Here is a 25,906-nt window from a genome sequence, read left to right on the forward strand (position 1 = left end):
TCGGGTGCAGCTCGGCGAGTTTCGCGAGACTGCCGCCATGAAGATCTCTGCCGCTTTCCCGCCCGTACCCGAGACGCCAGACCACATCGTGCTGGCCGAGGAGCTGGGCTACGAGACCGCCTGGGTGTACGACACACCGGCGCTGCAGCTCGACGTGTGGATGACGCTTGCGCTGGCCGGCGTCCGCACCAACCGCATCCGCCTGGGTCCGGGTGTGCTGATCCCCTCGCTGCGCCACCCGATGGCGACGGCCTCAGCCATCGCCACGCTTGTCGGGCTCGTCGGGCCCGAACGAGTCATCATCGGCGCCGGCACAGGCTTCACCGGCCGCCGAGCGATGGGCCAGAAGCCGCTGCGCTGGGCGGACTTCCCGCAGATGGTCGCCGACACCCAAGCACTTCTGCGAGGTGAAGTCGTCGAAGTGGACGGTCGCGCCGCCAAGATGCTGCACTGGCCGGGCCAAGCGGTCGAGCGGCCCATCGAAGTGCCGTGGATCGTGGCAGTGAACGGCCCCCGTGGCCTCGCCGCGGCAGCCGAGATGGGCTGCGGCGTGTTCACCTCACGACCCCGGCCCGACGCCGACTACGCCGGCATCGACGACGTCATCCTGCTCGGCTTCGGCACGATCCTCGACGACAACGAGACGATCGAATCACCCCGGGTGCTCGACACCGCCGGCCCAGGTGTCAGCGTCGCGTACCACGCATTCCTGGAACAACGAGACGCCCGGCTCAGCACGCTGCCCAATGCCGACCGCTTCGCCGAAGTCACTGGCGACAGGGACCCCGACACGCTCCACCTCTCACTCCACGAAGGCCACCTCACCCAGCTCAACGCCATCGACCGCCAAGTGCTCACGCCCGAATCCCTGCGCATCGCCCCCTTCGTGTGCCACGCCCCAGAGGTACCCGAACGCATCGAACGACTCGCCGCCGCAGGCATCACCGAGGTCGCCTTCCAGCCCATGGGCAACATAGAACGCGAGCTCCGAACCTTCGCCGCAGCCGCCGGCCTCAACGATTGAACGACCGTCGGCGCAAGCCGCCAGGCACAGATGCCACAGCGGCGGAGGCGGCAGGCAATTCTGCGACGTTGCGACCAGCCGGATCGCTGGTCGCTGAATTGCCTGCCGCCTCCGTCGCGGGCGCACCGGCCAGCGACCGCCATCTGGCAACATCAGGGCGATGAACGCGGCCAAGCGGGATGACACCATCGAGAGTGCAGACCTCGACGGCCCCGACGCGCTGAGCCTCGCGGAATCAACCATCGACTCGCCGTTGACCACCGCCGAACTCTGCCGCGTCGTCGGCAGCCGAGTGCGCGAGCTCCGCCAAGCGTTGAACATGACCATGTCGGCGTTCGCCAACGACGCCGGCATCTCGCTGGGGATGCTCTCCAAGATCGAGCATGGCCAGAGCGCCCCCAGCTTGTCCACGCTCGCGCGCCTGGCCGGAACAGCGAAGGTGCCCGTGACCGCGCTGTTCCGGGGCCTCGACGAGGAGCACGATCTGGTCATCGTGCGGGCAGGCGAAGGCCACGAGATCCACCACGATCGTGGCGGACCCGACCGCATGTACCAAGACCTCGGCACTCTGCGAGGACCGAATCGGGTCATCGAGCCGATGATCACCACCATCACCGAGCCGGGCGGCGTCTTTCCGCTCTACCAGCACCCCGGCGTGGAGTTCCTCCACGTCCTCGAGGGATCGCTCAACTACGGCTACGGCGGCAAGTCCTATCTGCTCAACACGGGCGACACCATGCAGATCCACGGCGAGGTGGCCCACGGACCGGTGGAGCTCGTCGAGTTGCCAGTCCGGTTCATCTCCATCAAGGTGTACCCGGCCGGCGAATCGCGCGGCGCGGCAGGGGGGTGAGCCGGTGGGCTTGATGTTCGTCGCCGACTGGATCAGCGACACCGGCTTCGCACGCCGCAGCCTCCTGCTGTGGATCCTGCTGGCCGCAGCGGTCGGCCTCGCCTACTGGGAATGCCGCGAGCGCGGCTACCGGCAGACCGTCACGCTGTGGTGGGTGTCGTTCGTCGCCATCACGCATGTGGTGGGCTACGTCATCCTGCGCTTCGTCGTGCGCCCGGCGCGCGACGCCTGATCTCGACAAGGTTGGACACCGACATGTCAGACGACTCCTCGACGCCGGACTATCCCAAGGGCTTCTTCGAGCGTCTGAGGGTGGCGCCGGGTCGCCCCCTCTTGCTCGTGGCCGTCGGGTTGTTCCTGGTGGTCCTGTTCCTGCGGGGTGGATGCTCAGGTGTCGACATCAGCGAGGGCCAGGCCGTCAACACTGCCCGCGCCGCGCTCGAGGCTCATCCCGAAGCCTTCGAGCCGGAACGCACGGAAGCCAAGGTGTTGCGACAGGGGTTCCCGCCGACGCCCATGTGGGTCGTGGTGTTCACGGTTCCCGAACCCGACGGAGACTCAGAGCAGTTCCTGCATCATGCTGCGGTATGGGTCCACGCCGGAACCGGGGAACTGCGCCAGATCAACGTCGGCGAACCTGACGACGGCTGACCGGCGCAGCGCGATCGGCCGCGCCCGGCACGCACCGATCGTTCGAGCGTCGCGCGCGCGTGCCCCATCGATCGCGCCCAAAAATCGCCCACGACGTTCAATATCAACCCATTGGGCGGATGATGTTCTGCCGTTCATTGCAAACGTGTTACGGTCTCCCCCAACTTGGTCTGGCCCTGGGTTGCTGGGGATCCAAGCGCAAAACAACAACGGGGGGAGGCGCGATGGACACATCTGTTGTGTTCACAGAGGCGTACTACTTCTTCACCGTCGCCATCATGTGGCTATTGCACGTCGGCTTCATGACCTATGAGGCCGGCGTCAGTCGTCGCAAGAACATCATGTCGACGGCGATGAAGAACATCATGACGATTGCCGTCGTGACGCCGACGTTCTACTACGTCGGTTGGTACGTGTACTTCTGCATGCAGGAGGGCCTGAAGTTCACAGGCGACGCCACCGGCAACGGCAATGCCGGCGAAGGTGCGTTCTACTGCGGCGATCAGTACGGCTTGCCGTGGGACGGCACCGCTGGACCGAACCTGGGTGACAACATCACCGGCGTCTTCTGGGCAGCGTTCGTGCTGTTCTCCTGGACGACGGGTTCGATCATGTCGGGCGCCGTACTGGAGAGGATCCGAATTTCGGCGTACCTCTGGCTCACCGCTCTCATGGGCGGCATCGTCTGGGTGGTCGCGGCCGCCTGGGGCTGGAGCTACGGCGGCTGGCTGGTGACCCACTTCGGTTACCACGACTTCGCCGCATCGGGCGTGGTGCACGGCGTCGCCGGCATCTTCGCCCTCGGGGTGCTCTTCAACCTCGGGCCGAGAATCGGGCGCTACGACGCGAATGGAGGGACACGGGCCTTCAAGCCCCACAACCTCCATCTCACGTTGATGGGCCTGATGATCATCTTCACGGCGTTCTACGCGTTCTACGCGGCATGCCTCGCCATCACGGCGGACACCACGCCAGGCTGGGCGAACATCTACTTCAATCCGGCCACGCTGTCGGCAATCACGTACACCATCACGATGGGCTTCGCAGGCGGGTTCGCCGGCGGCTACATCTTCGCCAAGGGCGATCCGTTCTGGACCATCTCCGGTGGTCTGGCCGGCGTTGTGGCGGTGTCGGCAGGCGCGGATATCTACAGCCCGAACTTGGTGCTGATCCTGGCGTTCTTCTCGGCTGGCCTTGCCTACCACGTGGGCAACTGGATCGAGCAGAAGGCCCGTGTCGACGATGCCGTCGGTGCAGTGTCGGTGCACGGCGTCATGGGATTCTGGGGCGTCATGCTCGTGGGCATCTTTGCCAGCGGCTACCCGACAGGACCCAACGGGGTGACGACCACCATCCTGGGCCAGGCCGTGGGCGCAGCGGCAATCTTCGCATTGTCGTTCGTCACGGGCTACGGCGCATCGTGGATACTCAAGCAGTTCAACCTGCTGCGGGTGCCGCCCGAGGTTGAGGTCGAAGGCCTCGACATGGCCGAGTTCGAGACGGACTTCTATCCGGAGTTCGGCCGGGCTGCCGAGCCCATCGTCCACGCCGACGGGTCAGAGGGGTCTGCAGAGGAGACTCTGCGGGCCGAGCTCGCCGCCAACCGCTAGCGCATCGTGTCCGGCTCATGGCTGCAGCTCATCTTCGCTCTTGCCTTCATGTACCTGCTGGTGATGGCCGCCGGGTACTGGGGCAAGCGGAAGCGGGCCCAGCAGACCCGAGCAGGACACGATCGACAGGAACACTGATCTCGTTCAGGACTAAGGAGGACTGAATGAACACCTTCCCATACGACAGTTGGGAAGCCGCCCTCGAAGCAGCCGATGGCACCACCGGGTACTTCACCTGGGGTCCCGGTGGCAACACCGCCTCGATCGTCCTAGCCATCATCGGGATCGCCGTCTCGGTGGTCTCGGGATTCCTAGTGACGATCCGGGAGGACCGTCTGCTCAACCACGCGGCCGACCGGCTGACCGACAAGTACAGCTAGCCCAGGAGGACTGACATGGCACGCAGAAAGCAAATCCAGTTCCAGGGCCTGCATGGAGGCAACAAGGCGGTCGAGATGGGCGTGGTGCTGTTCACCATCGCCTGCATCGTCTTTGCCATCATCGCAATTCAGGTCGTCGGCTGACGCTGAACGCGGACTGACATTGTTCAACGTGGCAGGCGCTGCGCCGTCCCTCGGGGCGGCGTGGCGTCTGCCCACGCGCGAGAGACTTAGCCTGAGGTTGTGAGCGTCGCCCGCAAGTGGATCGCCCAAGTGTGCGTGGCGGTGGCCGGCGCGGCGATGTTCCTGCCGTGGCACGTCAACGCCGGACTCGGCGGCAACCAGACCGTGCGTGGCGTCTCCACGGGCATCGGACGGATTCTCCTGGTCATCTGCATCGTGACCGTGGTGCTGGTGCAGCTCCGCTGGCGCCCAGCGTGGATCGGCGCGGGATTTGCAGGTGCCATTGCGATCCGTGAGCTCGTCAGCCCTTCGGGCATCGGCAATCCCGACCCGGGCCTGGGCCCCCAGATCGCCTTCATCACGTGTGCAGCGGCCGTGGTGCTGCTGGGATGGAACATGTTCGCCGGCGTTGCTGCCGGTGAGGGTCGCGACCCCGGCGAACCCCCGCGCTGGTTCTTCTCAGGACCGCTGGGCCGGCGGCGATGACACTGCTGCTGCCCGGCGAATCGGTGGTGGTCCCCGGGTTGATGATGCTCGGAGAGGGGGTGGAGCGGTACCGGGTCACCGGGGGCGGCGCAACGGTGCTGGCCCTCGATGCAGGCGACGAGTTGGAGATCGTCGATCCCGAGGGCTGCCAACCGTGCGAGCTGGTGGCCTTCGACGCCAGCGGTCAGTCGGACCCGGCCCTGCTCGACGTCACTCGCGGCAGCGCCCAGCCAGGCGGCGGGTCCAATCCGGCCGCAGTCGGCATCCTCTCAGCGCCGCTGCACGACGCCCGCCGCGTACGGGCCGGTCTCGAGCGTGCCGGCATCGGCATGTCCGACATCCAGGCAGCGACGCCACTCCGGCTCCTCGACGGCGACACGGCGGCGAACAGCTCGGCCCGGGTCACCGCGCTCGACGATCTCGCTTGTGTGATCGCAGCGCCCGGCGGCACCATGTCGGCGCACGGCGGCGCGCCGCCGACCGACCTCATCGCCTACGTCCACCGCCACGACCCGGCCGGCACCGATGCCGAGCCGTTGCTGCCGACGCCGCTGGCCGATCCCAGCCAGGACTTCATCATCCTTGCGAGCACTGCTCGCGCCTACCAGGTGTCCAAGGGCGACTGGTTCCAGGTGGTGGACGCCGAAGGACGGCAGTGCTCGGACTTCCAGTGCTTCGCCGTGGCCGATCTCGAAGCCGGCGAGGAACTCTGCCTCGACGCCACCATCACCCGTTCGCTCATGGGAGCGAGCTGCCCTGCACCCGGCCTGTACTCGAAGTTCTTCAACGCCAAGATGCAGCCGCTGGTGGAAGTGGTGCAGGACACCGTGGGCCGCCACGACACCTTCAACACGGCGTGCACCGCCCGCTACTACGAGGAGATGGGCTACCCGGGCCACGTCAACTGCACCGACAACATCAACGGGGTGCTCGATCCCTTCAATGTCGCCCCACGGCGCGGCTGGGAGGCGATCAACTTCTTCTACAACACCCAGGTGGACGACGCGAATCAGATCTACTTCGACGAGCCGTGGTCGCGCCCCGGCGACTACGTGCTGCTGCGGGCGCTCGAAGACCTGGTGTGCGTCAGCACCGCATGCCCGTGCGATGTCGACGCTGCCAACGGCTGGAACCCCACCGACATTGCCGTCCGGGTGTACCCCGCAGCCAACCTGTTCAAGAAAGCGACGGCGATCAGGATGACCGCTGACTCCGAAGCCCAGCTCACCAAAGAGACCGGATTCCACCCGCGCACCTCGGCACTGACGCGCAGCTTCAGCGAATACTGCGGCTACTGGCTGGCCGACCACTACACGTCACACGGCGCCGTCGAGGAGTACTGGGCGTGCCGGCAGGCCGCGGCCGCCATCGACCTGTCACCGCTGCGCAAGTACGAGGTGACCGGGCCCGACGCCGAGCTGCTGATGCAGACCTGCGTCACCCGCAACGTCCGCAAGCTCGCCGACGGGCAGGTGGTGTACACCGCCATGTGCCACCCCACCGGCGGCATGATCGACGACGGCACCGTGTTCCGCATCGGACGCGAGAACTTCCGCTGGATCGGCGGCCAGCTCGGCTACAGCGGCATCTGGCTGCGCGAGCAGGCCGAGCGGCTGGGCCTGAACGTGTGGGTGCGCAACTCCACCGAACAGCTGCACAACCTGCAGGTCCAAGGCCCCAACAGCCGGCAGCTGCTCTCCGAGGTCATCTGGACCCGGCCCGATCAGCCCACGGTTGCCGAGCTGGGCTGGTTCCGGTTCGCCATCGCCCGCATCGGCGACTACGACGGCATCCCGCTGGTGGTCTCACGCACCGGCTACACCGGCGAGCTCGGTTACGAGGTGTTCTGCCACCCCAAAGATGCCCCGGCGGTCTGGGATGCGATCTTCGAGGCGGGTACCGCTCACGGGCTTGTGCCCATGGGACTGTCGGCACTCGACATGCTGCGCATCGAGGCCGGGCTGGTCTTTGCCGGCCACGAATTCTGCGACCAGACCGATCCCTACGAGGCGGGCATCGGTTTCACGGTCCCGCTCAAGACCAAGGACGACGACTTCATCGGGCGCGACGCGCTGTTCGACCGTCGCGACAACCCCCAGCGGCGCTTGGTGGGCTTGGAGCTCGAAGGCGGCGAGCCGGCGGGGCTCGGCGACGGCGTGTACGTGGGGCGCAACCATGTCGGCGAAGTCACCAGCGGCACCATCTCTCCCATCCTGCGCAAGAACATCGCCCTGTGCCGCATGACGCTGCCCTACAACGAGATCGGCACGGCTGTCGAGGTGGGAAAGCTGGACGGCCACGAGAAACGCATCGCCGCCGAGGTCGTGCGCTACCCGTTCTACGACCCCGACAAGTCCCGAGTCCGCGCCTAGCCCGGTGTCCCGGGGGCTTGCACGCAGGTGCAAGACTGGGCGACGTTCTACTCTGATTGCATAAACATCTACTCACAGGGGGGATTTGGACATGACACGGGTTGCCATCATCGGTGCGGGACCGTGCGGGCTGTCGCAGCTGCACTCGTTCGCCAGCGACGCCTCGGCAGAGGCCGCGGGCGTCGAACTTGTCTGCTTCGAGAAGCAGGAGGACTGGGGCGGCCTGTGGAACTACACATGGCGCACGGGCCTCGATGAGCACGGCGAGCCCTGCCACGGCTCGATGTACCGCTACCTGTGGTCCAATGGCCCCAAGGAGTGCCTGGAATTCGCCGACTACGGCTTCGAGGAGCACTTCGGCAAGCCGGTGGCGTCGTTCCCGCCCCGGGAGGTGCTCTACGACTACATCATCGGCCGCGCCGAGCGCAGCGGCGTCCGCGACAACATCCGCTTCAACCACGCCGTGCGGCGGGTGAGCCGGTCCGCCTCCGGCGACGGCTTCACCGTGACATCCCACGATCACGCCACCGACGCCAGCGTCAGCGAGAACTTCGACTGGGTGGTCGTGTCGACGGGGCACTTCTCGACGCCCAACATGCCCCACTATCCCGGCTACGAGACGTTCGGCGGCACGCTGCTGCACGCCCACGACTTCCGCGACGCGGTGCAGTTCGAAGGCCAAACCGTGATGGTGATCGGCTCGAGCTACTCGGCCGAGGACATCGCGTCGCAGCTCTGGAAGTACGGGGCCTCAGAGGTCATCTGCTCATCGCGCAGCGGACCCATGGGGTTCGACTGGCCGGCAGGCATCAGCGAGAAGCCGATCCTCACCCACGTGGACGGCCGCACCGTGCACTTCGAAGACGGCACCACCGCAGACGTGGACGCCATCGTGTCATGCACCGGCTACCTGCACCACTTCCCGTTCATGGACGACGAGCTGCGGCTGGTGACTGCCAACCGTCTGGCCTCCTCGATGCTGTACCGGGGCGTCGTGTTCCAGCCCGAGAACCGAATCCTCTACCTGGGCATGCAGGACCAGTGGTACACGTTCAACATGTTCGACGCCCAGGCCTGGTACGCCCGTGACGTGATCTTGGGTCGTATCGAGCTGCCCAGCGCGGACGAGCAGGCCCGCTGGATCGACGACTTCCAGGCGGCCGAAGATGCCGTGCCCGACGATTACGGGGCCATCGACTTCCAGGGCGACTACACCCAGGATCTGCTCGACCAGACCGACTGCCCCGACCCGAACACGCAGCTCATCAACAAGATGTTCAAGGACTGGAAGGGCCACAAGAAGCAGTCGATCATCGGCTACCGCGACCACGGCCACACCTCGCCGGTGACGGGAACGCTGGCGCCGGTGCACCACACCTCGTGGGAGGACGCCCTCGACGACTCGCTGGAGTCGTACCTGGCCGACGGCTGATCGAGACGGACTCGTCCGGTAGGCGTCATGGGGGCGTTGCCCACCGAGGCCGATATGCCACGCGAAGCCGACGTCGTCGTGATCGGTGCCGGCGTGACCGGCGCCAGCATCGGCTACCAGCTCGCCCGGCACTCAGACCTGCGCGTGGTCATCGTGGATGCGCGGGCGCCGGTCGGGGGCATCTCGGGCCGTACGTTCGGCCAGATCCGCCAGCACTATTCCAACGAGCTGATGGTGCGCATCGCCCAGCGGGGCTTCCACTGCATCCAGAACTGGGATTCCGTGGTGGGCTTCGGCGACCCCGGCTACGCGCGCTTCGGCTACATGCTGCTGGTGGTCGCCGATCAGCTCGACGGCCTCCGATACAACATCGAGCTAGGTCAGGGGCTCGGAGTGGACACCCGCTTCGTGGTCGGCAACGAGATCAGCGAGATCGAACCGCTGGTGAACGCCGAGGACCTGGCAGGCGGTGCCTACGAGCCCGAAGGCGGCTACATCGACGTCACCAAGATGGTGCTGAGCTGGCTCACCGCGGCGAGCGCTGCAGGAGCCGACGTGCTGGCACCCGTCGCCGTGGAGGAGATCACGACCTCAGGCGGGACGGTCACCGGCGTGAGCACTGCTGCCGGCGACATCGCGGCCCCGGTCGTGATCGCGGCCACCGGCGCATGGGCCCGTGACCTGCTGGACCCGCTAGGCGTGGAGGTTCCCGTCGAACGTCGGCGGCTGGAAATGGCGGTGCTCGAACAGCACGCCGGCGCACGGGCGTTGGGAACATGCATCACCGATGGGAACTCCAACCTGGTCATCCGTCCCGACATGGGCCGCCACATCGTGGCAGTGGCCTACCCGCCGGAAATGCCAGAGGTCGACGACCCGCTGGCCGACGCATCCGACGCCGACCACGCAGCCCACGATGTGCGCCTGAAGACCGCCATCTCGGAGCGGCTTCCGAGCCTCACGGTGGCGGCCACCGTCAGCACCACCGCCGGGGCCTACGACGTTGCGCCCGACTACCACCCCATCCTGGGCTGGGCTTCGGAAATCGCCCCGGTAGACGGCCTGTACCTGGCGGTCGGGCTCTCCGGCCACGGGCTCAAGCTGTCACCAGCCCTCGGCGAGATCGTTGCCGCACGTGTGCTGGGCGTCGACCAGGTGGGCGACGCACCCCCCATCGACATCAGCGCGCTGCGGCCCTCACGCTTCGCCGACGGCAACCTGATGCACCTGTCCTACGGCCCCAGCGCCCGCGCCTAGCCGGCGCCGGGAACCTCAGCTCCAGGGGTAGGGCGAGTTGCTGACGGGGTGCAGCTTGCCTTCGGCGTAGCGCGAGTAGCGGAACGGCTCGAGCAGGGCCTGCGGCTCGCCCAGCAGCTCCTTCGCGACCAGCGCACCGACGCCGATCATCTTGTAGCCGTGGTTCGAATCGGCGATGAAGTAGGCGTTGTCGCAGAAGGTGTCGAACACCGGGAAGTTGTCGGGCGAGAAGCTGCCGATGCCGCCGGAGGGCTCGTCGCTGATCAGATGGTTCTTGCCCTCGAAGCGCTGGTGGCAGTGCGCCAGCGCCGCGGTCCACGTGCGATAGAAGTCGCCGCCCACCACGAAGTCGGGTGAGTCCGGCCCGTAGGGGTCGACGGCCACCTGCTCGGACGGCTTGTCGACCACGTAGGGCATGTAGCCGCCCTGCACGCCGCCGAAGTTGAAGTCGGGCTTGTAGTAGATGCCCCACGGCCCTTCGGTGACCAGGCCGTCGGCGTCATACAGCGGGGCGTCGGTGTCGACATGCACCACCGGGGGCATGTTGCCCTCATTGTCGGTGAGGTAACCGGGGTCGACCGTCAGGGTGCCTTCCTGCAGGCACATGTAGGTCCACGTGGGTACGTTGTGCAGCTCGCCGTCGCCGCCGAGGATGTCAGTGGTGGTCGGCAGGTCGAGCATCGCCCAGATCTTCTGCACCCACGGTCCCACCGCAACCACGACGTGCTCGCAGGCAACCGGGCCCTGGTCGGTGAGCACCGAGGTCACGGCACCCGAGCTGTCTCGCTCGAAGCCGGTGACGGTCACGCCACCCACCACGTTCACATCCTCGGCTTCGGCCTTGCCCAGCAGGCCCTTCAGCGAGGCCATGTTGTTGGCGTAGCCGCCCCGGTGCTCGTGCAGGACGCTGGTGATGCCCTGGGCCTGCCAGTCGCTGAAGATGCCTTTCATGTAGGCATCGGACGCGTCGGCACCCTCGACGAAGGTCGACGAGTAGCCGATGGCCTGCTGCTGCGCATGTATGGACGCCACGTCGGCGCGCATCGCCTCGTGGCTGATTTGCATGTAGCCCACGGGGTGATAGGAGAACGCCTCGGGATCGCTGTCCCACACGCCGACCGAGTGGGCCATCAGCTCGCGCATCGCGGGCTGGAAGTAGTTGTTGCGGATGACCCCGCAGGCGATGCCCGAGGCGCCGGCGCCGACACCAGTCTTGTCGATCACGACGATGTCGGCGCTGGAACCCCGTCCCGACGACCTCAGGTCGCGGGCCAGGTTCCACGCCGTGGACAGGCCGTGGATGCCCGAGCCGATGATGACGTAACGAGCGCTGGTCGGTAATGCCATGGCCGATGCCTTCGTAGTTCAGGTGCGCTTGTGTGACAGGTGACCGGTGCGGGCTCAGTGGCCAGCCGGGGCCTCCCAGCCCTCCAGCACCGGCGGGCGCCAGTCGGTGCCGACGATCCTGGAATCTTCTACCCACGGTCCCAGCTCCACCTGCGGGAACTTGCAGTGGATGTCTTTGAGGGTGATGCCGTAGCTGTTGCCCTCGGTGAGGTGCTTCATCAGCACCTTGCGAGCGATCTCGTCCTCACGGCCCTCGGGGATGTCGAAGTAGATCTTGAGGAACGAGTTCGAGTACCGGTCGAACACCGCCGGGACGCCGTCCTCCTCGAGCAGCGTGATGTCTTCGAGCCAGTTGATGTCGGGTCCCGGCGTGAGCGCCAGCAGATCGATGTCCTCGACGAGCGACATGTCCTCCTGGTACGGGAACCGCTTGCCCGCCAGCACCTCGGCATCGATGGCGACGGTGCGGGTCTCGCGTGGGCTCTCGCCCGTGCTCGCTGCATTGCTCATCTGAGTCCTCCGTCGATCACGTGCTTGTCAAAGAGATCACGGATCTCTTGGAGCGTCCGCTCCTCGGTGACGCCCGGGATGTAGTTGGTGCCGGCAATCGGCACCTTGGCCATGGCGGCCGCCTCGTGCGTCAGCGCTGCGAGGTCCTCGGGCTCCAGCGAGTGGATGTCGGTCTTGCCGCACGCCCGGGCCAGCATCTGCACTTCCATGGTCAGGGTGATCAGGAAGTTGTAGACCCGCAGGGCCGCTTCGTCGACGTCGAGGCGCTTGCGCAGCTCCACGTCCTGTGTGGCCACGCCGACGGGGCAGCGGCCGGTGTGGCAGTGGTAGCACTCGCCCGCCGGGACGCCGATCGTGCCCTCGTAGTCGGTGACGCCGGGGATCTCCTTGTTGCAGTTCAGCGCCATGAGCGCAGCGGTGCCCAGCGCCACGGCATTCGCACCCAGCGCCAGGCACTTGGCCACGTCGCCGCCGTTGCGGATGCCGCCCGCGACCACCAGGTCGATGTCGTCGGCCAGGCCCACGTCCTCCAGCGCCCGGCGGGCCTCGGGGATGGCCGCCATCAGCGGGATGCCGGTCTCCTCGGTCGCCAGGTGCGGCCCGGCGCCCGTGCCGCCCTCCGCACCGTCGAGGTAGATCACGTCGGGGCCGCACTTGGCCGCCATCCGGACATCGTCGTACACCCGGGCCGAACCCAGCTTGAGCTGGATCGGGATCTGGTAGTCGGTGGCCTCGCGCACCTCTTGGATCTTCAGCGAGAGATCGTCAGGGCCCAGCCAGTCAGGGTGGCGGGCCGGCGACCGCTGGTCGATGCCTGCCGGCAGCGACCGCATCTCGGCCACCTGCTCGGTGACCTTCTGGCCCATCAGATGCCCGCCCAGGCCCACCTTGCAGCCCTGGCCGATGAAGAACTCGACCGCGTCGGCCAGCATCAGGTGGTGGGGGTTGAAGCCGTAGCGGCTTTGGATGATCTGGTAGTACCACTTGGTGGACAGATCGCGCTCCGGCGGGATCATGCCGCCCTCGCCCGAGCAGGTGGCGGTGCCGGCCATCGAGGCGCCCTTGGCCAGCGCCATCTTGGCTTCCAGCGACAGCGCGCCGAAGCTCATGCCGGTGATGTACACCGGGATGTCCAGCTCCAGCGGTTTCTCGGCGAAGCGTGAGCCGATGACCGTCTTGGTCTCGCACTTCTCGCGGTAGCCCTCGATCACGAAGCGCGTGAGCGTGCCAGGCAGGAACACCAGCTCGTCCCAGTGCGGGATCTTCTTGAAGATGGAGAATCCCCGCATCCGGTAACGGCCCAACTCGGCCTTCACGTGGATGTCGTTGATGACCTCGCGAGTGAAGATCCGGCTCTTGCCGAGCACGTCGGTGCTCGCATTCACCTCGTTTTCGTCAGCCATGACTGTTCTTCCCCCTGCCTCTAGTGAATGACGAGCTTGCGCTCGGACGGCTCAAGCTGGTCGTAGTTGTGCAGCACCTTGCCGCAGACGAACTTTTGGAATTCGGGCGGGTCGCCCAGCCCGTGGATGCGGAACTTGCGCTCGATCAGCTCGGTGTCGGCATCGTTCCACTCACCAGGAACACAGTCGACGCCGAGCGAGGCCACCGTGCCGGCCACGTAGATCTCGCCGTCGTACATCGAGTCGCCCAGGTTCATGCCCGCGTTGCCGCAGATGATCTGCCGGCCCCGCTGCATCATGAAGCCGGTGTTGATGCCGACATCGCCGAGCACGATGATCGTGCCGCCCTTCTGGTCGATGCCGGTGCGGGCACCCACATCGCCCTTCACGATCAGGTCGCCGCCCCGGATGGCGGCGCCGGTCAGCGACCCGGCACTGCGCTCGATGGTGACAACGCCCGACATCATGTTCTCGGCCACCGACCAGCCGACGCGGCCGTTGATGGTCACCTCGGGCCCGTCGATGAGCCCGCAGGCGAACCAGCCGGGGCTGCCCTCGAAGTGAATGCGGCAGCGTTTGAGAATGCCCACCGCCAGCGAGTGCTTCGACGCCGGATTCAGGATCGTGACGTCGGTGATGCCGTCGTCGTAGATGAGCTTGCGCAGCGCCATGTTGATCTGGCGAATCGTCAGATCGGCTGCGTCGAAGCGCGCCCGGCCCCCGTCGACTTCGACGTTGTCAGGCATGTCGGCATAGGGCTCGACCAGCCCCCGGGCGTCGTAGGAGACGCCGCTGCGGGAACCTACACCTGCCACACCAGCACCTCCCGCTCGTAGGGATCACGGGTTACGACCTCGCGCTTCACCAGCGACCGGATGGCCACCTCCTCGGTGGCGACGGCCACCAGCGGATCTGACTCGAACAGCACCAGCGGCTTTGCTGCCATCTCGTCCTTGGCGACGCCGAGCTGGTTGCCGGTGACGCACACATAGGTGAAGACGCCGTCGAGGTCATCGAGGCTGTGCTTCATCGCGGTTTCCAGCGTGAGGCCCCGCGACATGTACTCGGCGAGGTACACGGCGATGATCTCCGAGTCGCACTCGCTCTGGAAGCGATGGCCGTGCTGCTCGAGGCGCCGCTTCCACTGGTGGTAGTTGGTGAGCTGGCCGTTGTGTACCACGGCCACGTCGGCGAACGGGTACGCCCAGTAGGGGTGCGCACTGGCAAGGTCCACTTCGGACTCGGTGGCCATGCGCACGTGGCCGATGCCGTGGGTGCCCCGGAACGATCCCAGGTTGTACTGGTCGCTCACTGTGGTGGCGTCGCCCAGGTCCTTGATGATCTCCAGCGAGCTGCCCAGCGACAGCACCTCGCAGCCGGGCACGTCCTCGAGGTAGTCGGCCAGCGCCTTGAGGTCGCCGCCGTAGCGGATGGTGGCCCGGAAGGCGTACCCGGTTTCGCTGGTGACCGTGGCTACCTCGGCGCCGATCTTGGCCAATCGGCTTTCCACCTCGGCCCGGTTGCGCTCGAGGCGCTCGGCCATGCCGATGCCCTCGCTCTTGTTGGGCTCGGCCAGCACGAACCGGATCACGACCAGATCGTCAGCCGGTCCGTACACCGCGTAGCCGGTGGAGTCCGGTCCACGGTGTTTCATCGATTGGAGCATCGCGGTGAGCTCCGCTCCGATGTCGGCGGTTCCGTCGCGGTGAATGACTCCGGCGATGCCGCACATGGTGGGTCCCCCTTCGTGGGTGCTGTTCTGTCTCAGTGTGTGTATTGGGCGCCGACTCCGCGGGCCGGCGGGCGGTCAGGGCAGGACGTCGAGGTACTCCTCCACGTCCCAGTCGGAAACGGTGTGCAGGAAGCGCTCCCACTCGTCGGTCTTGTAGTGGAAGAACACCTTCTCCATCTCGCCGGGCAGCGAGCGCATGACGACCTCGTCATTGCGCAGCGCCTCGAGGGCCTCACCGAGCGTGAGCGGGATCTTCTCCACGCTCTTGCCCGCCTCCATGGCCTCATAAATGTTGCGCTCCTCGGGCTCGCCCGGGTCGAGGTTGCGGTCGAGGCCGTCGTCCATGGCCATCAGCAGCCCGGCGAACGACAGATGCGGGTTGACCGAGCTGTCAGCCGAGCGATACTCGAACCGGCCCGGCGCGCTCACCCGCAGGGCGGTGGTGCGGTTCTGGAAGCCCCAGTCCGCGAAGACCGGCGCCCAGAAGCCGGTGTCCCACAACCGGCGGTAGGAGTTGACCGTCGGCGAGGAAAGACACGTCAGCGCCCGCACGTGCTCGAGGATGCCGCCGATGGCCTTCATGCCGACGGGGCCGGGGAGCTGCGGGTTGTCTCCCTCGGGCAGGAACTTGTTGTTGCCATCGCCGTCCCACAGCGAGATGTTGTGGTGGCAGCCGTTGGCTGAGACACCCATGAACGGCTTGGGCATGAAGCACGGGAAGGCGCCCAGCTCGCGCCCCACCTGCTTGCACACCTGCCGGTAGGTGGTGAGCCGGTCGGCGGTGAGCTCGGCCCGGTCGAATTGGAAGTTCAGCTCGAGCTGGCCCGGAGCGTCCTCGTGGTCGCCCTGGATCATCTCGAGGCCCATGGCCTCGCAGTACTCCACGACCTTGTGGATGAGCGGCTGCAGCTCGGCGAACTGGTCGATGTGGTAGCAGTTCGGCTTGGTCATGCCCTCGACGGTCGGCTTGCCGTCGGCGTCGGCCTTGAGCCACATCATCTCGGGCTCGCAGCCGGCCCGCAGGTGCAGCCCGTGCTTGGCCTCGAACTCGGCGTGGAGCCGCTTGAGGTTGCCCCGGCAGTCCGAGGTGAGGAAGGCACCGCCGTCGACCTCTTCTTCACGGCCCCGGAACAGGGTGCACCAGACACGAGCGGTCTTGGGATCCCACGGCAGCGGCATGAACGTCTCGGGCTCGCCGATGCCCACCAGCTCACGGGCCTCGGGGCCATAGCCGATGTAGTTGCCGTGGCGGTCGATGAACAAGTTGGCGGTGGAGCCGTAGACCAGCTGGAAGCCCTTGCGGGCGATCATCCCGAAGTGCTTGGCCGGGATGCCTTTGCCCATGATGCGGCCGGTGACCGACACGAACTGGCAGTACAGGTATTGGATGCCGTCGGCCTCGATGCGGCGCTCGACTTCTGCAATCTGTTCCTCGCGTCCGTCGGCTTCGACGAACATCTCAAGATCTGTGGCCATTGCTCCCCCTGTTCGGCATGGCTGGCGGGTTCATGCGAACCGTAACGCCCTGAGCTTCGCGCCTCAGCACCCCCGCTCTCGGGCGTGTCCAAGCCACGCCGAAACGTAGCACAGAATCCGAAGCGATGTCTAACGTGAGTAGCGGCTCTTTCCTCACAGTAGAGCAAGCATTGCAGGCGCTATGGCGTGCAGCGCACCCAGACGACGCCCACATCGGCAATCATGACCGGGTCGGGATCGAGACCATCACAGGAGATTCCATGGGCTTGCGGCCGGAAGCGGCGCGGCACGTGCCGGTGCTGATCGTGGGCGGTGGGCCGATCGGGCTGACGGGTTCGAATCTGCTGTCGCGTCACGGCGTCGAGCACCTGCTGGTCAACCGACGGCCCGCAACCAGCGACCATCCGCGTGCTCGATTCATCGACGTTCGCACTGTCGAGATCCTGCGCCAAGTCGGGCTGGCGGACGCCGTGATCGACACCGGCGTGCCGCCCGAGTGGGTGTCCCACGTGCGGTATTCCACAACGCTGGCCGAGCCCGAGATCTGGGCGCTGCCGACCGGCTCGTACCACTCGGTGCCCCGCCCGTACAGCCCCACCATCCCGGTGATGACCTCCCAGGACCTGGTCGAGCCGATCATGGCCATGGCCGCCCGCCGCCACGATGCCGCCGACATCCGCTTCGGCACCGATCTCGTGGCGCTGAGCCAAGATCCCGAGCGCGTGACCGCGGTGATTCGCGACATGCACGACGGCGAGACCGAGACGGTCACTGCCGACTACGTCATCGGCGCCGATGGCCGGCACAGCACGGTCCGCGAGCTGGTCGGGGGCGAGCTGATGGAGGGCTTCTCGCAGCCTCGGCTGATCCAGGACGTGCTGTTCCACGCCGACCTGTCTCGCTGGGTACGCGACCGCATCGGAGCGCTGCTGTTCGTGTTCCACCCCATGGGCTATGGCCTGTTCCAGCCGGTAGATGCCAAGAACCGCTGGCGCGCCCAATGCACCACCTTCACGCCGCCCGTCGAGCAGGAGGAGATCACCACCGAGCTGTGCGAGGCATGGATCCGCAGCGCCATGGGCGATACGGACGGTGAGGTTGATCTTGAGGTGCTCTCCATTGCGCCCTGGGCGCCCGAGGCCCATCTGTCAGATGCCTTCCGCGCCGGGCGGGTATTCCTGGCCGGCGACGCAGCGCGCATCCTGGTGCCCACCGGCGGCCTCGGCATGAACCTCGGCTACCACGGCGTGCACAACCTGGCATGGAAGCTGGCGTTGGTGCTGCGCGGCTGGGCCGACCCTGCCATCTTGGACACCTACGAGGCCGAGCGGCGGGAGCAGTCGGACCGCACCCGGGTGGCCAGCGTGGACAACGCCCGGCTCGCCGGCGACCTGTACCGCACGCATTTCAGCGGAGGCGACGTACCGGCGGCCGCGCAGCGGCTTCTGCAATACGGCAACTTCGAAGGGTTGATCCTGGGCCACGAGTACTCGTCGTCGCTGTGCGTGCCGGACGCCGATGAGGCTCCCGTGGTGGAGAACGAGATCACCGAGTTCGTGCCGGTGGTGCGCAACGGTCGTCGGGCACCGCATGTCTGGCTGGACCCTTCAGAGGGCGTGTCACTGCTGGACTGCTTCGGCGAACGCTGGGTGCTGGTGGTGCCGAGCGACGCCCCCGCCGGCGAAGTCGCAACGGACTCGATGCCTGCATCCGCACCAGGAGAGTCAGCGGCACAGGCACTCGCCGGCAGCGGATTCCCGATCTGCGTCGAACGTCTGGACACGCGGGTGCTGACGGCCAATGGGCTGTACAGCGCCGATAAAGCGGTGCTCGTGCGGCCCGATGGGTTCGTCGCCGCCCGCTTCACTGCCGACGCTGAGGTGACCGAGACTCAACTGCGCGACTTGACAATGGCAGTCTGAGTCAAGGGGCCGCCTGCTCATGTGTGCCTGAACTGCTGGGCCGGCGCTGCACCGTTAGGAGCGCTGTTTGCCGGCAGGCATTGCAGAAATCACTGGCACTGCCGTACTCTCGCCATGCGTGCTCATTTCGAGGACGCCCCTGCGGATGGCCGTCGCACTCGGCTTGGCCGCCATGCTCGCTGTGCTGCCTGTCGGTCCGGCATCGGCCGCTATCCCGCTCACAGATCTCGGCGCCGAGCCGAGCCAGCTGTGGCACTCCGAGTTCGACGCGTCTTGGCCGCTCGACAGCATCAATCACGTCGTCGATCGTGCCGACTCATCCTCGCCAGAGCTGCCGTCGACGGTCGTCCTCAAGCCCGGCGAATACCTGTCGGTCGGACAGTCAGCCACCTCCCCCAACGGCTGGTACCGGCTGACGCTCGAGCGCGATGGTCGACTCGTCCTCCGCGCCACGGACGACGGTTTGGGTCGCCACGGTCTGCTGTGGTCAAGCGGCCGTGCCGCGTCGGCGACGCCGCTGCTGCTCATGCGCGCCGACGGCGAGCTCGCGCTCTACGACACCGCCAATTCCGCATTCGGGAATGCAGCATCCAACCCAAAGGCGGCGATGCTGTGGAACGCGGACACCCGCAGCGAGCTAGGTGCGGTCCTGCAACTCAGCGACGACGGCACATTGTCGGTGGCCACCCCGCAAGGACGAATGCTCTGGCAGAGCGGCAACAGAGCGCCCGACGTCGGACTCGCCGGGTCCCGCCACATCGTCTACGACCGGGGCAAGCAGTGGGTCTGGCTCGTTGACGCTGACGGACGTGTTGCCGACAACTACACAGTCAGCGGCAACGCCGAGTCGCCGGTGCCAGGCCGCTACAAGGTCACCTCGAAGTCGGAAGAAGCGATTTCCTACAACTGGCTGCTCACCATGGAGCACATGGTGCGGTTCACGACCGATGTCGAGGGCGCCTGGATCGGCTTCCATTCCATCCCCCGGGGCTGGCGGGATACACCCGTGCAGACCGAAGGCCAACTCGGCGACTCCCTGTCGCTGGGCTGCATCCGTCAGCGCGACGACAAGGCGGAGCGCCTGTTCGACTGGGCGTCCATCGGCACACCGGTGGTCGTCCTCGCCTGAGCGCAGCAGCCGCCGTGCCGGCCTGGGCTGCGCAAACCGGACGGCCTAGGGAGCTCCACCGGCGAGAACAGCGAGGCCGAATTCGTCGCCGGCGTCGATGAGGGCGTCGAAGAGGTACTGGCCGAAGGATCGGTCACAGAAGACCAGGTACGAGGGCGTGCCGTTGACATCGTTGCGGGCCAGGTCGCAGGTGGTCAGGGCCACCGAGGCCGAGAGCACCGCACCGTCGGGCGTCATGTGGTCGCCCCAGTCGATGCCGCACACCTTCTCCAGCATGCGTGCCGCATCCGCGCCGGTAACCCGGAACATCGCCCGGCTGTGGGTCCAGTCCAGCGCCGTCATGAACTCCTGCTCGCCGAGCCCGTCGAGCTCGGCGACCGCTGCGGCCACCTCGCCCGGAGTGCCCACGATGATCCACTCACCGGGGCGTGAGCCCAGCACGAGCGCGCCGCCGGGTGCCATCTGCGACGACCCGAAGCGGGCACCGAGCCGATCCGCGGTGGGTCCTTCGGCGTCGGCTCGCACCAGCCACTTGGTGGTGGCGCTGGCGTCGGTCAGCGTCAGGTTGCCGCCCTCCGAAGTCGGATAGTTCCGGACGACCGGGCTCTCGAACGCTCCTGCCTCAGCCACGGAGACGCTCCCCTGCCGGGTCGAAGTGGGCGTGATGGTCGATGACGGTGGCGCTGATTCGCTCGCCCGATTCGAGCAGCACCGTCAGCTTGGTGCCTCCTGCGGCCAGGTCCGGCTCTACCTGCCCGAGGCAGATCGACCGGCTCAGCGTCGGCGAGTACCGCGACGAGGTGATGCGACCCAGGATCTCGTTGGTGTCACCGCGCACGATCTGGGCGGCCTCTTCGGGCACCACGTCGGGATCGTCGGGCTGGATGGCCACGATCAGCGGCAGCGACCGGTCGGCTGCCCAGGCCAGCTCGGGCTTGCCGGCGAAATCGTCCTTGTCGAGCTTGATCAGCGACCCCAAGCCAGTGCTGGGACCCAGCGTCAGGCCGTCAGTGTCCTGGCCCACGATGAAGTGCCCCTTCTCGAGACGCATGATGCGCTGGCCTTCGAGGCCGAAGGGGCCCACGCCGAGGTCGCTGCCGGCGTCCATGAGGGCTTCCCAGACCCCGCAGCCATGGCCGGCAGGCACATGCAGCTCGAACGACAGCTCGCCGGTGAAGCCGATGCGCCACATGAAGCAGCCCTCCACGCCGGCCACCGTGGCCTGGCGGACCGTCATGTACGGGAATGCCTCAGCGTCGAGATCGACGCCCTCGCAAACCCTGCTCATGAGCTCCCGCGACTTGGGCCCGGCCACGTTGATGCTGGCGTATGCGGTCGTGACCGGGGTGACGTGCACCTGCCAGTCGGGGCGCTCGGTCTGCAGCCAGTTCTCCACCCACTCCCAGACGCCGCCGGCGCCCGAGCTGGTGGTGGACATCATGTAGTGGTCTTCGCCCAGCCGGCCGGTGACGCCGTCGTCGAGCACCACGCCGTCCTCGGCGCACATCATCCCGTAGCGAACCCGGCCGATGCCCAGCTTCATCCACTTGTTGACATACAGCAGGCTGAGCAGCTTGGGAACGTCGGGGCCGCGCAGGTCGAGCTTGCCCAGCGGGGTGACGTCGATGAGCCCGACGTTCTCGCGGACATTGCGGACCTCGGCCTGGGGGTCGCCGTAGTGATCGGGGCGCAGCCACTGGCCCGCCTGGATGACCGAGACATTGTTGGCCTCGTGCCAGGGGTGAATCGACGAGACGCGCACCGGCTCGAACATCCGGCCGGCGAGCGCGCCCAGCGTGATCGGCGCGTAGGGCGGGCGCCACACGGTGGTGCCGACCTGGCTGATCGTCTCGCCCCGCGCCTCGGCGATAGCCGCAACAGTGTTGACCGTCTCGAGCTTGCCTTGCGATGGTCCCATGGTGGCGGTGGTGTAGCGCTTGGCCAGCTCCACCGAGTCGTAGCCCTCGTGCGCGGCGGCCACCAGGTCCTTCGAGCTGATGTCCTCGGACATGTCGACCATGCCGTGGGTGTCAGCGCGGTAGAGCTCGGGATGGGGGTCGCGGCCGAGCGCCGTCCGCTCGTCCGGTGCCCAAGCAGGCTCGTCGCCCTCAACCGCCAGCGCCCGGGCCGTGCGGGCCTGCAGGCGATGGCGTACCGCGGCCGCACGGGATGCGGCGAGGCGACCTGTCTCAGCGCCATGCTGACGCAGTCGATCAAGATCGCCGTCGCCGGCAAGCCCGCCCGTCGCCAGCACATTGCTGGGGGGGTCTGACGGAAAAAACCTGGCGGCGGCCGGGTCGTAGACGGGACGGTCGCCTGCCATGTTGAGCAGTGAGGTGGGGGCGGTCCAGCCTGCCGCCACGACAAGAAGGTCGGCCTCGATCCGATCGCCGTTGGCCATGACTGCCTCGACGGCTCTGGACGAACCCTCCGTCGAGCTGACGCTGCCGCCAGTGCGACCGTCGATGACGGCGGCGATCTCGGTGCCGACCCGTTCCAGGTCGGCGACGGCCGCATCGCCTTCGGCGTTGGCACTGAACACCACCGCACGCTCGCCCGGCTTGATGCCCCACAGGTTGATCAGGCGCCGGGCGGCCCCCGGGGTGATGACGCCGGGCCGGTCGTTGCCCTCGAACACATACGGGCGCTCGATCAGGCCGGGTGCCACCACCAGCGTCTTGGCGCGGGCCTTGATGAGCCGCTCGACCGCTATCGGGTGGTTGCGCTGGACGATGCCGAGCCAGTTGTCCTCATACCGGCCCGTCACCGTCGAGTCGGTGAGCACCTCGACGTCGGAAGCCTCCAGCGCAGCACGCAGATCGGTGAGCGCCGCCTGATCGCCGGCGTCGCTCGAATAGCGCAGGTGGCCGCCCACCGCGTGCTCATGTTCGACCAGCAGCACGCTGGCGCCTTCGCTGCTGGCCGCCAGCGCAGCCTCGATGCCAGCCGGCCCGGCCCCGGCCACCACCACGTCGGGGTGGGTGTAGCGCTTGTCGTGGTAGGCGTGCGGGGTGTCGAGGTCGATCTTGCCGCCCGGGGCGAACGTGGCGAGCACCCGCTCGTAGGTGGGCCACAGCCACTGCGGCCGCATGAAGGTCTTGTAGTAGAAGCCGGCTGTCAGGAAGCGCCCCACCAGGCCGTTCGCCGCCTTCAGGTCGCGGTTCAGCGACGGCCATGCGTTCTGCGCGCGGACATCCATGCCCGATTCCAGCCGGCGGTGGCCGGCCCGGACATTGGGGTCGTCGCCCACCTGGACCATCAGGTTGGGGTCCCAGAAGTCGGCGGTGAGGATCCCCCGGGGCCGGTGGTACTTCATGGAGCGGGAGAAGATGTGCTCGCCCGAGGCCGCCAGCGCCGACGCGATCGTGTCGCCCTCGAACCCGCTGAACCGCTTGCCGTTCCAGCGGAAGCGAAGCTTGGTGCTGCGGTCGATGACCTCGTTGGGCTGCACGCCCTGCCGACTCATCGTCATGCCGCGCTGCCTTGCTCGCCGTCGGGCTGAGAAGCCCAGACAACACCGGGCACACACAACCTCATGCCGCACCGCCTCGCTTATCGCCTGGCAGGGGCGGGTGGCGGAACTCGTTGGTGGCGGTGTTGCGTTCGATCGAGAACCAGCGGCGGCAGCCGGACGCGCAGTACCAGTTCTCGCGCAGCCAGCCGGCAGGGTTGTCGCGCAGGTAGAGGTACGCTCGCCACTCGCTCGGCGAGGCCGTGTTGGGATTGGGACGGGCATGCGACTCGCCCCCGTACCGGAGGTCGGTCGAATTGCGGGGGCCGCAGTTGGGGCACGGGACAAGCAGCATCAGCAATCCCCCATCAGTGGCCCACCGACGCTGCGCCCTTTTCGCCCACCAACTCGCCATTGTCGAAGCGGCTGAGGGCGAAGGCCTCGATCAGCTCGGGCGTTCGGCCCGTCGCTGCGGCTTCAGCCATCTGTTCTCCCGACACCGGGGCGGCCTTGAAGCCGTAGGTGCCCCAGCCGACATCCACCAGGAAGCCGTCGACGGGCGTGAACCCCATCACCGGCGAGTAGTCGGGTGTCATGTCGCACAGCCCGGACCACTGGCGCAGCACGCGCATGCGCGAGATGCCGGGCATCAGCTCGAGCACGTGGCCGGCCAGCCCTTCGGTGAACTCCAGCGAGCCGCGCACCGAGTAGTTGGCATAGGGGTCCACCGAAGCGCCGAACACCAGCTCGCCCCGGTCGGTCTGGCTGACGTACACATGCAGCGAGCCCGACACCACCACGGTCGGCAGGAACATCTTCACCGGCTCGGTGACCGCGGCCTGCAATGGGTGGGTGGTGATGGGCAGCCGCACGCCGGCCATGGCCGAGATGAGCGACGCCCAGCCGGCGGTGCAGTTGATGACGATCGGCGTGGAGATATCGCCCCGGTTGGTGCGCACCCCGGTGACACGGCCGCCGGCACCCTTGCCGTCGGGACCGTCGCCGCCTTCGCACAAGATGTCGGTGACCTCGGTTTTCTGGTGCATCTCGACGCCCATGTGGTCAGCGGCCCTGGCGTAGCCCCACACCACTGCGTCGTGGCGCACGACGCCGCCGGGCGGGTGATACAGGGCGCCCAGGATCGGGTAACGCGGATGGTCGGAGACGTCGAGGCTCGGACACTCCCGCTTGATCTCGTCGGGGCCGATCACGCTGGAGTCGACGCCGCCCAGCTTGTTGACCTCAGCACGCCAGTGCATCGTGCGCAGCGAGGCGTCGGAGTGGGCCAGCGTGAGGTGGCCGCGCTGGCTGAACATCACATTGATGTTCAGCTCGACAGCCATCTGCTCATACAGATGGACTGACCGGTCGTAGAAGGCCACCCCTTCGGGCGTGAGGTAGTTGGAGCGCACGATGGCGGTATTGCGCCCCGAGCCGCCACTGCCCAAGTAGGCCTTGTCCAGCACCGCCACATCGGTCATGCCGTGGTTGCGGGCCAGGTAGTAGGCGGTGGCCAAGCCATGCACCCCGCCGCCGATCACCACCGCGTCATAGGAACGCTTCAGGTCGCAGTCGCGCCACACGCGGGGCCACGATTCGCCCCGCAAGCCCTTCCAGGCCAGCGCTGCGGCCGAGTACTTCGGCGGACGCTTCCGTCCGAGTCGGCCGTTCCCCCTCATCACCGTGCAGGTTAGGCAGGGTTCTCGGTGACGAAAAGTATCAATCTAGGATTGATTAAGAGCTAACCCATATCACTTGAAGCAGGTGCAATACCGTGAACCTCCAACGTCTGCGCTACTTCGCCGCCGTGGCCGAAGAACTCCACTTCGGACGGGCCGCCGATCGCCTGCACATGTCCCAGCCTCCGCTCAGCCAGCAGATCCGCCTGCTCGAGCACGAGCTGGACGCCACCCTGTTCGACCGCAGCACGCGACGGGTCACGCTCACTGACGCCGGTGCGTTCCTGTACCCCGAAGCTGTCCGCCTGCTGGCTGCCGCGGACGGCGTCGAGCGCCTCATGGAACAGCGCAGGCACGGCCAGGCGGGCACGCTGCGGGTGGGTTTCGTCGACTCAGCGGCGTATGAGGTGATGCCGCGCGTGCTGGCCGAGTACCGCCGCCGCCGGCCCCGAGTCGACTTCGAGCTGCACACGCTGAGCTCCGACGAGCAGGTCAAGGCCCTGCGGGCCGGACGCATCGATCTGGGCATCGGCCGTGCCGCTGCCGATGCCGACGGCGTGGAGGCAACCCTCGTGATGCACGAGCGGCTGCTGCTGGCAGCCAGCGCATCCCACCGCCTCGCCGCTTCCGGTGCCGCGTACTTGGGCGATCTCGCCGGTGAGCCGATCATCGGCTTCGACCGCAATGTGTCCCCCAGCCTGCACGCTGTGCTCGCCGGGATGCTCAGCGCCCAAGGCGCCGCCTATGACCCGACGATCGAAGCGACGGAATACACCACCATCCTCGGATTCGTGGCGGCGGGCGAGGGCGTCGCCATCGTGCCCGCGAGCGTGCAGACGTTCCGACCGCCTGGCCTGTACTACGTCCCCATCAGCGACGCCGCGGCCTCGGTCCCCCTGCTGCTGCTCACCCGCTCAGGCGAACCGCTGCCGCTCGTGGCCCAAGCCCTCGATGTCGTGGCCGAGCTCTACGGCCCGGCGTCGACGGCCTGAGTCGTCAATCTCGACCG

General features: G+C 67.1%; 25 protein-coding genes. 15 read left to right on the forward strand and 10 right to left on the reverse strand.

Translation table 11 applies throughout. The annotated features are described in order from the left end of the window. Positions 1 to 37: 37 nt before the first annotated feature. From ACOGXE_RS05880 to ACOGXE_RS05935, 12 genes are all read left to right on the forward strand, one after another. Positions 38 to 1,024 carry an LLM class flavin-dependent oxidoreductase gene (locus ACOGXE_RS05880; RefSeq protein ID WP_419933016.1) on the forward strand — a complete coding sequence of 329 codons (987 nt, stop codon included), beginning with the start codon at positions 38 to 40 and terminating at the stop codon, positions 1,022 to 1,024. A gap of 160 nt (positions 1,025 to 1,184) precedes the next feature. Beyond that, positions 1,185 to 1,877 carry a helix-turn-helix domain-containing protein gene (locus tag ACOGXE_RS05885; protein ID WP_419933017.1) on the forward strand — a complete coding sequence of 231 codons (693 nt, stop codon included), beginning with the start codon at positions 1,185 to 1,187 and terminating at the stop codon, positions 1,875 to 1,877. A gap of 4 nt (positions 1,878 to 1,881) precedes the next feature. Next, on the forward strand, positions 1,882 to 2,109 hold the full coding sequence (locus ACOGXE_RS05890) for a hypothetical protein (protein ID WP_419933018.1): 228 nt from the start codon (positions 1,882 to 1,884) through the stop codon (positions 2,107 to 2,109). Positions 2,110 to 2,132: 23 nt separating this feature from the next. Then, positions 2,133 to 2,528, forward strand: a complete 396-nt coding sequence (locus ACOGXE_RS05895; RefSeq protein ID WP_419933019.1) for a hypothetical protein — start codon at positions 2,133 to 2,135, stop codon at positions 2,526 to 2,528. A gap of 224 nt (positions 2,529 to 2,752) precedes the next feature. Beyond that, positions 2,753 to 4,138: an ammonium transporter gene (locus ACOGXE_RS05900; protein WP_419933020.1), complete on the forward strand. Its 1,386-nt coding sequence runs from the start codon at positions 2,753 to 2,755 to the stop codon at positions 4,136 to 4,138. A gap of 6 nt (positions 4,139 to 4,144) precedes the next feature. After that, positions 4,145 to 4,276 (forward strand): hypothetical protein, encoded by a 132-nt coding sequence (locus ACOGXE_RS05905; protein WP_419933021.1) that lies wholly within the window; start codon positions 4,145 to 4,147, stop codon positions 4,274 to 4,276. 26 nt (positions 4,277 to 4,302) lie between these two features. Beyond that, positions 4,303 to 4,518, forward strand: a complete 216-nt coding sequence (locus ACOGXE_RS05910) for a hypothetical protein (protein ID WP_419862902.1) — start codon at positions 4,303 to 4,305, stop codon at positions 4,516 to 4,518. Positions 4,519 to 4,533: 15 nt separating this feature from the next. Further along, on the forward strand, positions 4,534 to 4,662 hold the full coding sequence (locus ACOGXE_RS05915) for a hypothetical protein (protein WP_419933022.1): 129 nt from the start codon (positions 4,534 to 4,536) through the stop codon (positions 4,660 to 4,662). A 99-nt stretch (positions 4,663 to 4,761) separates the two neighbouring features. Beyond that, complete coding sequence (locus ACOGXE_RS05920; RefSeq protein ID WP_419933023.1) at positions 4,762 to 5,187, forward strand: hypothetical protein; 426 nt, start codon at positions 4,762 to 4,764, stop codon at positions 5,185 to 5,187. Then, positions 5,184 to 7,559, forward strand: coding sequence for a DUF1989 domain-containing protein (locus ACOGXE_RS05925; protein WP_419933024.1), 2,376 nt, complete (start codon positions 5,184 to 5,186; stop codon positions 7,557 to 7,559). The genes ACOGXE_RS05920 and ACOGXE_RS05925 overlap by 4 nt, the downstream gene beginning before the upstream one ends. Before the next feature lie 91 nt (positions 7,560 to 7,650). Continuing rightward, the gene (locus ACOGXE_RS05930; RefSeq protein ID WP_419933025.1) at positions 7,651 to 8,991 is read left to right on the forward strand and encodes a flavin-containing monooxygenase; all 1,341 of its coding nucleotides are present in this window, start codon (positions 7,651 to 7,653) and stop codon (positions 8,989 to 8,991) included. Between the two features lie 27 nt (positions 8,992 to 9,018). Then, positions 9,019 to 10,248: an NAD(P)/FAD-dependent oxidoreductase gene (locus ACOGXE_RS05935; RefSeq protein ID WP_419933026.1), complete on the forward strand. Its 1,230-nt coding sequence runs from the start codon at positions 9,019 to 9,021 to the stop codon at positions 10,246 to 10,248. 15 nt (positions 10,249 to 10,263) lie between these two features. On the opposite strand, the gene ACOGXE_RS05940 is transcribed toward ACOGXE_RS05935, so the two are convergent. The 6 genes from ACOGXE_RS05940 to ACOGXE_RS05965 form a co-directional block, all read right to left on the reverse strand. After that, positions 10,264 to 11,595, reverse strand: a complete 1,332-nt coding sequence (locus ACOGXE_RS05940) for an NAD(P)/FAD-dependent oxidoreductase (RefSeq protein ID WP_419933027.1) — start codon at positions 11,593 to 11,595, stop codon at positions 10,264 to 10,266. Positions 11,596 to 11,649: 54 nt separating this feature from the next. Beyond that, the gene (locus ACOGXE_RS05945; RefSeq protein ID WP_419933028.1) at positions 11,650 to 12,105 is read right to left on the reverse strand and encodes a hypothetical protein; all 456 of its coding nucleotides are present in this window, start codon (positions 12,103 to 12,105) and stop codon (positions 11,650 to 11,652) included. Then, the gene (locus ACOGXE_RS05950) at positions 12,102 to 13,508 is read right to left on the reverse strand and encodes an FMN-binding glutamate synthase family protein (protein WP_419933029.1); all 1,407 of its coding nucleotides are present in this window, start codon (positions 13,506 to 13,508) and stop codon (positions 12,102 to 12,104) included. Before ACOGXE_RS05950 ends, ACOGXE_RS05945 begins: the two co-directional genes overlap by 4 nt. Positions 13,509 to 13,528: 20 nt before the next feature. Beyond that, a complete protein-coding gene (locus tag ACOGXE_RS05955) occupies positions 13,529 to 14,323 on the reverse strand; it encodes a GXGXG motif-containing protein (RefSeq protein ID WP_419933030.1) in 795 nt (264 codons plus the stop codon). Next, positions 14,311 to 15,240: a glutamine amidotransferase gene (locus ACOGXE_RS05960; RefSeq protein WP_419933031.1), complete on the reverse strand. Its 930-nt coding sequence runs from the start codon at positions 15,238 to 15,240 to the stop codon at positions 14,311 to 14,313. The genes ACOGXE_RS05955 and ACOGXE_RS05960 overlap by 13 nt, the downstream gene beginning before the upstream one ends. A 75-nt stretch (positions 15,241 to 15,315) precedes the next feature. Further along, positions 15,316 to 16,716, reverse strand: coding sequence for a glutamine synthetase family protein (locus ACOGXE_RS05965; RefSeq protein WP_419933032.1), 1,401 nt, complete (start codon positions 16,714 to 16,716; stop codon positions 15,316 to 15,318). A gap of 260 nt (positions 16,717 to 16,976) precedes the next feature. Between ACOGXE_RS05965 and ACOGXE_RS05970 the strand changes: the two genes are divergently transcribed. Both ACOGXE_RS05970 and ACOGXE_RS05975 read left to right on the forward strand, forming a co-directional pair. Next, positions 16,977 to 18,638 carry an FAD-dependent monooxygenase gene (locus ACOGXE_RS05970; RefSeq protein ID WP_419933033.1) on the forward strand — a complete coding sequence of 554 codons (1,662 nt, stop codon included), beginning with the start codon at positions 16,977 to 16,979 and terminating at the stop codon, positions 18,636 to 18,638. Positions 18,639 to 18,756: 118 nt separating this feature from the next. After that, a complete protein-coding gene (locus ACOGXE_RS05975; protein ID WP_419933034.1) occupies positions 18,757 to 19,767 on the forward strand; it encodes a L,D-transpeptidase family protein in 1,011 nt (336 codons plus the stop codon). A gap of 45 nt (positions 19,768 to 19,812) precedes the next feature. Here the strand turns inward: ACOGXE_RS05975 and ACOGXE_RS05980 are convergent, their stop codons facing one another. The 4 genes from ACOGXE_RS05980 to ACOGXE_RS05995 form a co-directional block, all read right to left on the reverse strand. Beyond that, positions 19,813 to 20,397, reverse strand: a complete 585-nt coding sequence (locus tag ACOGXE_RS05980) for a hypothetical protein (protein ID WP_419933035.1) — start codon at positions 20,395 to 20,397, stop codon at positions 19,813 to 19,815. Then, a complete protein-coding gene (locus ACOGXE_RS05985) occupies positions 20,390 to 23,239 on the reverse strand; it encodes a 2Fe-2S iron-sulfur cluster-binding protein (protein WP_419933036.1) in 2,850 nt (949 codons plus the stop codon). Before ACOGXE_RS05985 ends, ACOGXE_RS05980 begins: the two co-directional genes overlap by 8 nt. 61 nt (positions 23,240 to 23,300) lie before the next feature. Next, the gene (locus ACOGXE_RS05990; RefSeq protein ID WP_419933037.1) at positions 23,301 to 23,573 is read right to left on the reverse strand and encodes a sarcosine oxidase subunit delta; all 273 of its coding nucleotides are present in this window, start codon (positions 23,571 to 23,573) and stop codon (positions 23,301 to 23,303) included. 13 nt (positions 23,574 to 23,586) lie between these two features. After that, positions 23,587 to 24,897, reverse strand: coding sequence for an FAD-dependent oxidoreductase (locus tag ACOGXE_RS05995; protein WP_419933038.1), 1,311 nt, complete (start codon positions 24,895 to 24,897; stop codon positions 23,587 to 23,589). 95 nt (positions 24,898 to 24,992) lie between these two features. On the opposite strand from ACOGXE_RS05995, the gene ACOGXE_RS06000 reads away from it, so the two are divergent. After that, positions 24,993 to 25,889 (forward strand): LysR family transcriptional regulator, encoded by an 897-nt coding sequence (locus ACOGXE_RS06000; RefSeq protein WP_419933039.1) that lies wholly within the window; start codon positions 24,993 to 24,995, stop codon positions 25,887 to 25,889. The last annotated feature ends 17 nt before the right edge of the window (positions 25,890 to 25,906 follow it).

It is taken from the genome of Candidatus Poriferisodalis sp., from assembly GCF_965208555.1.
GTDB lineage: Bacteria > Actinomycetota > Acidimicrobiia > Acidimicrobiales > Poriferisodalaceae > Poriferisodalis.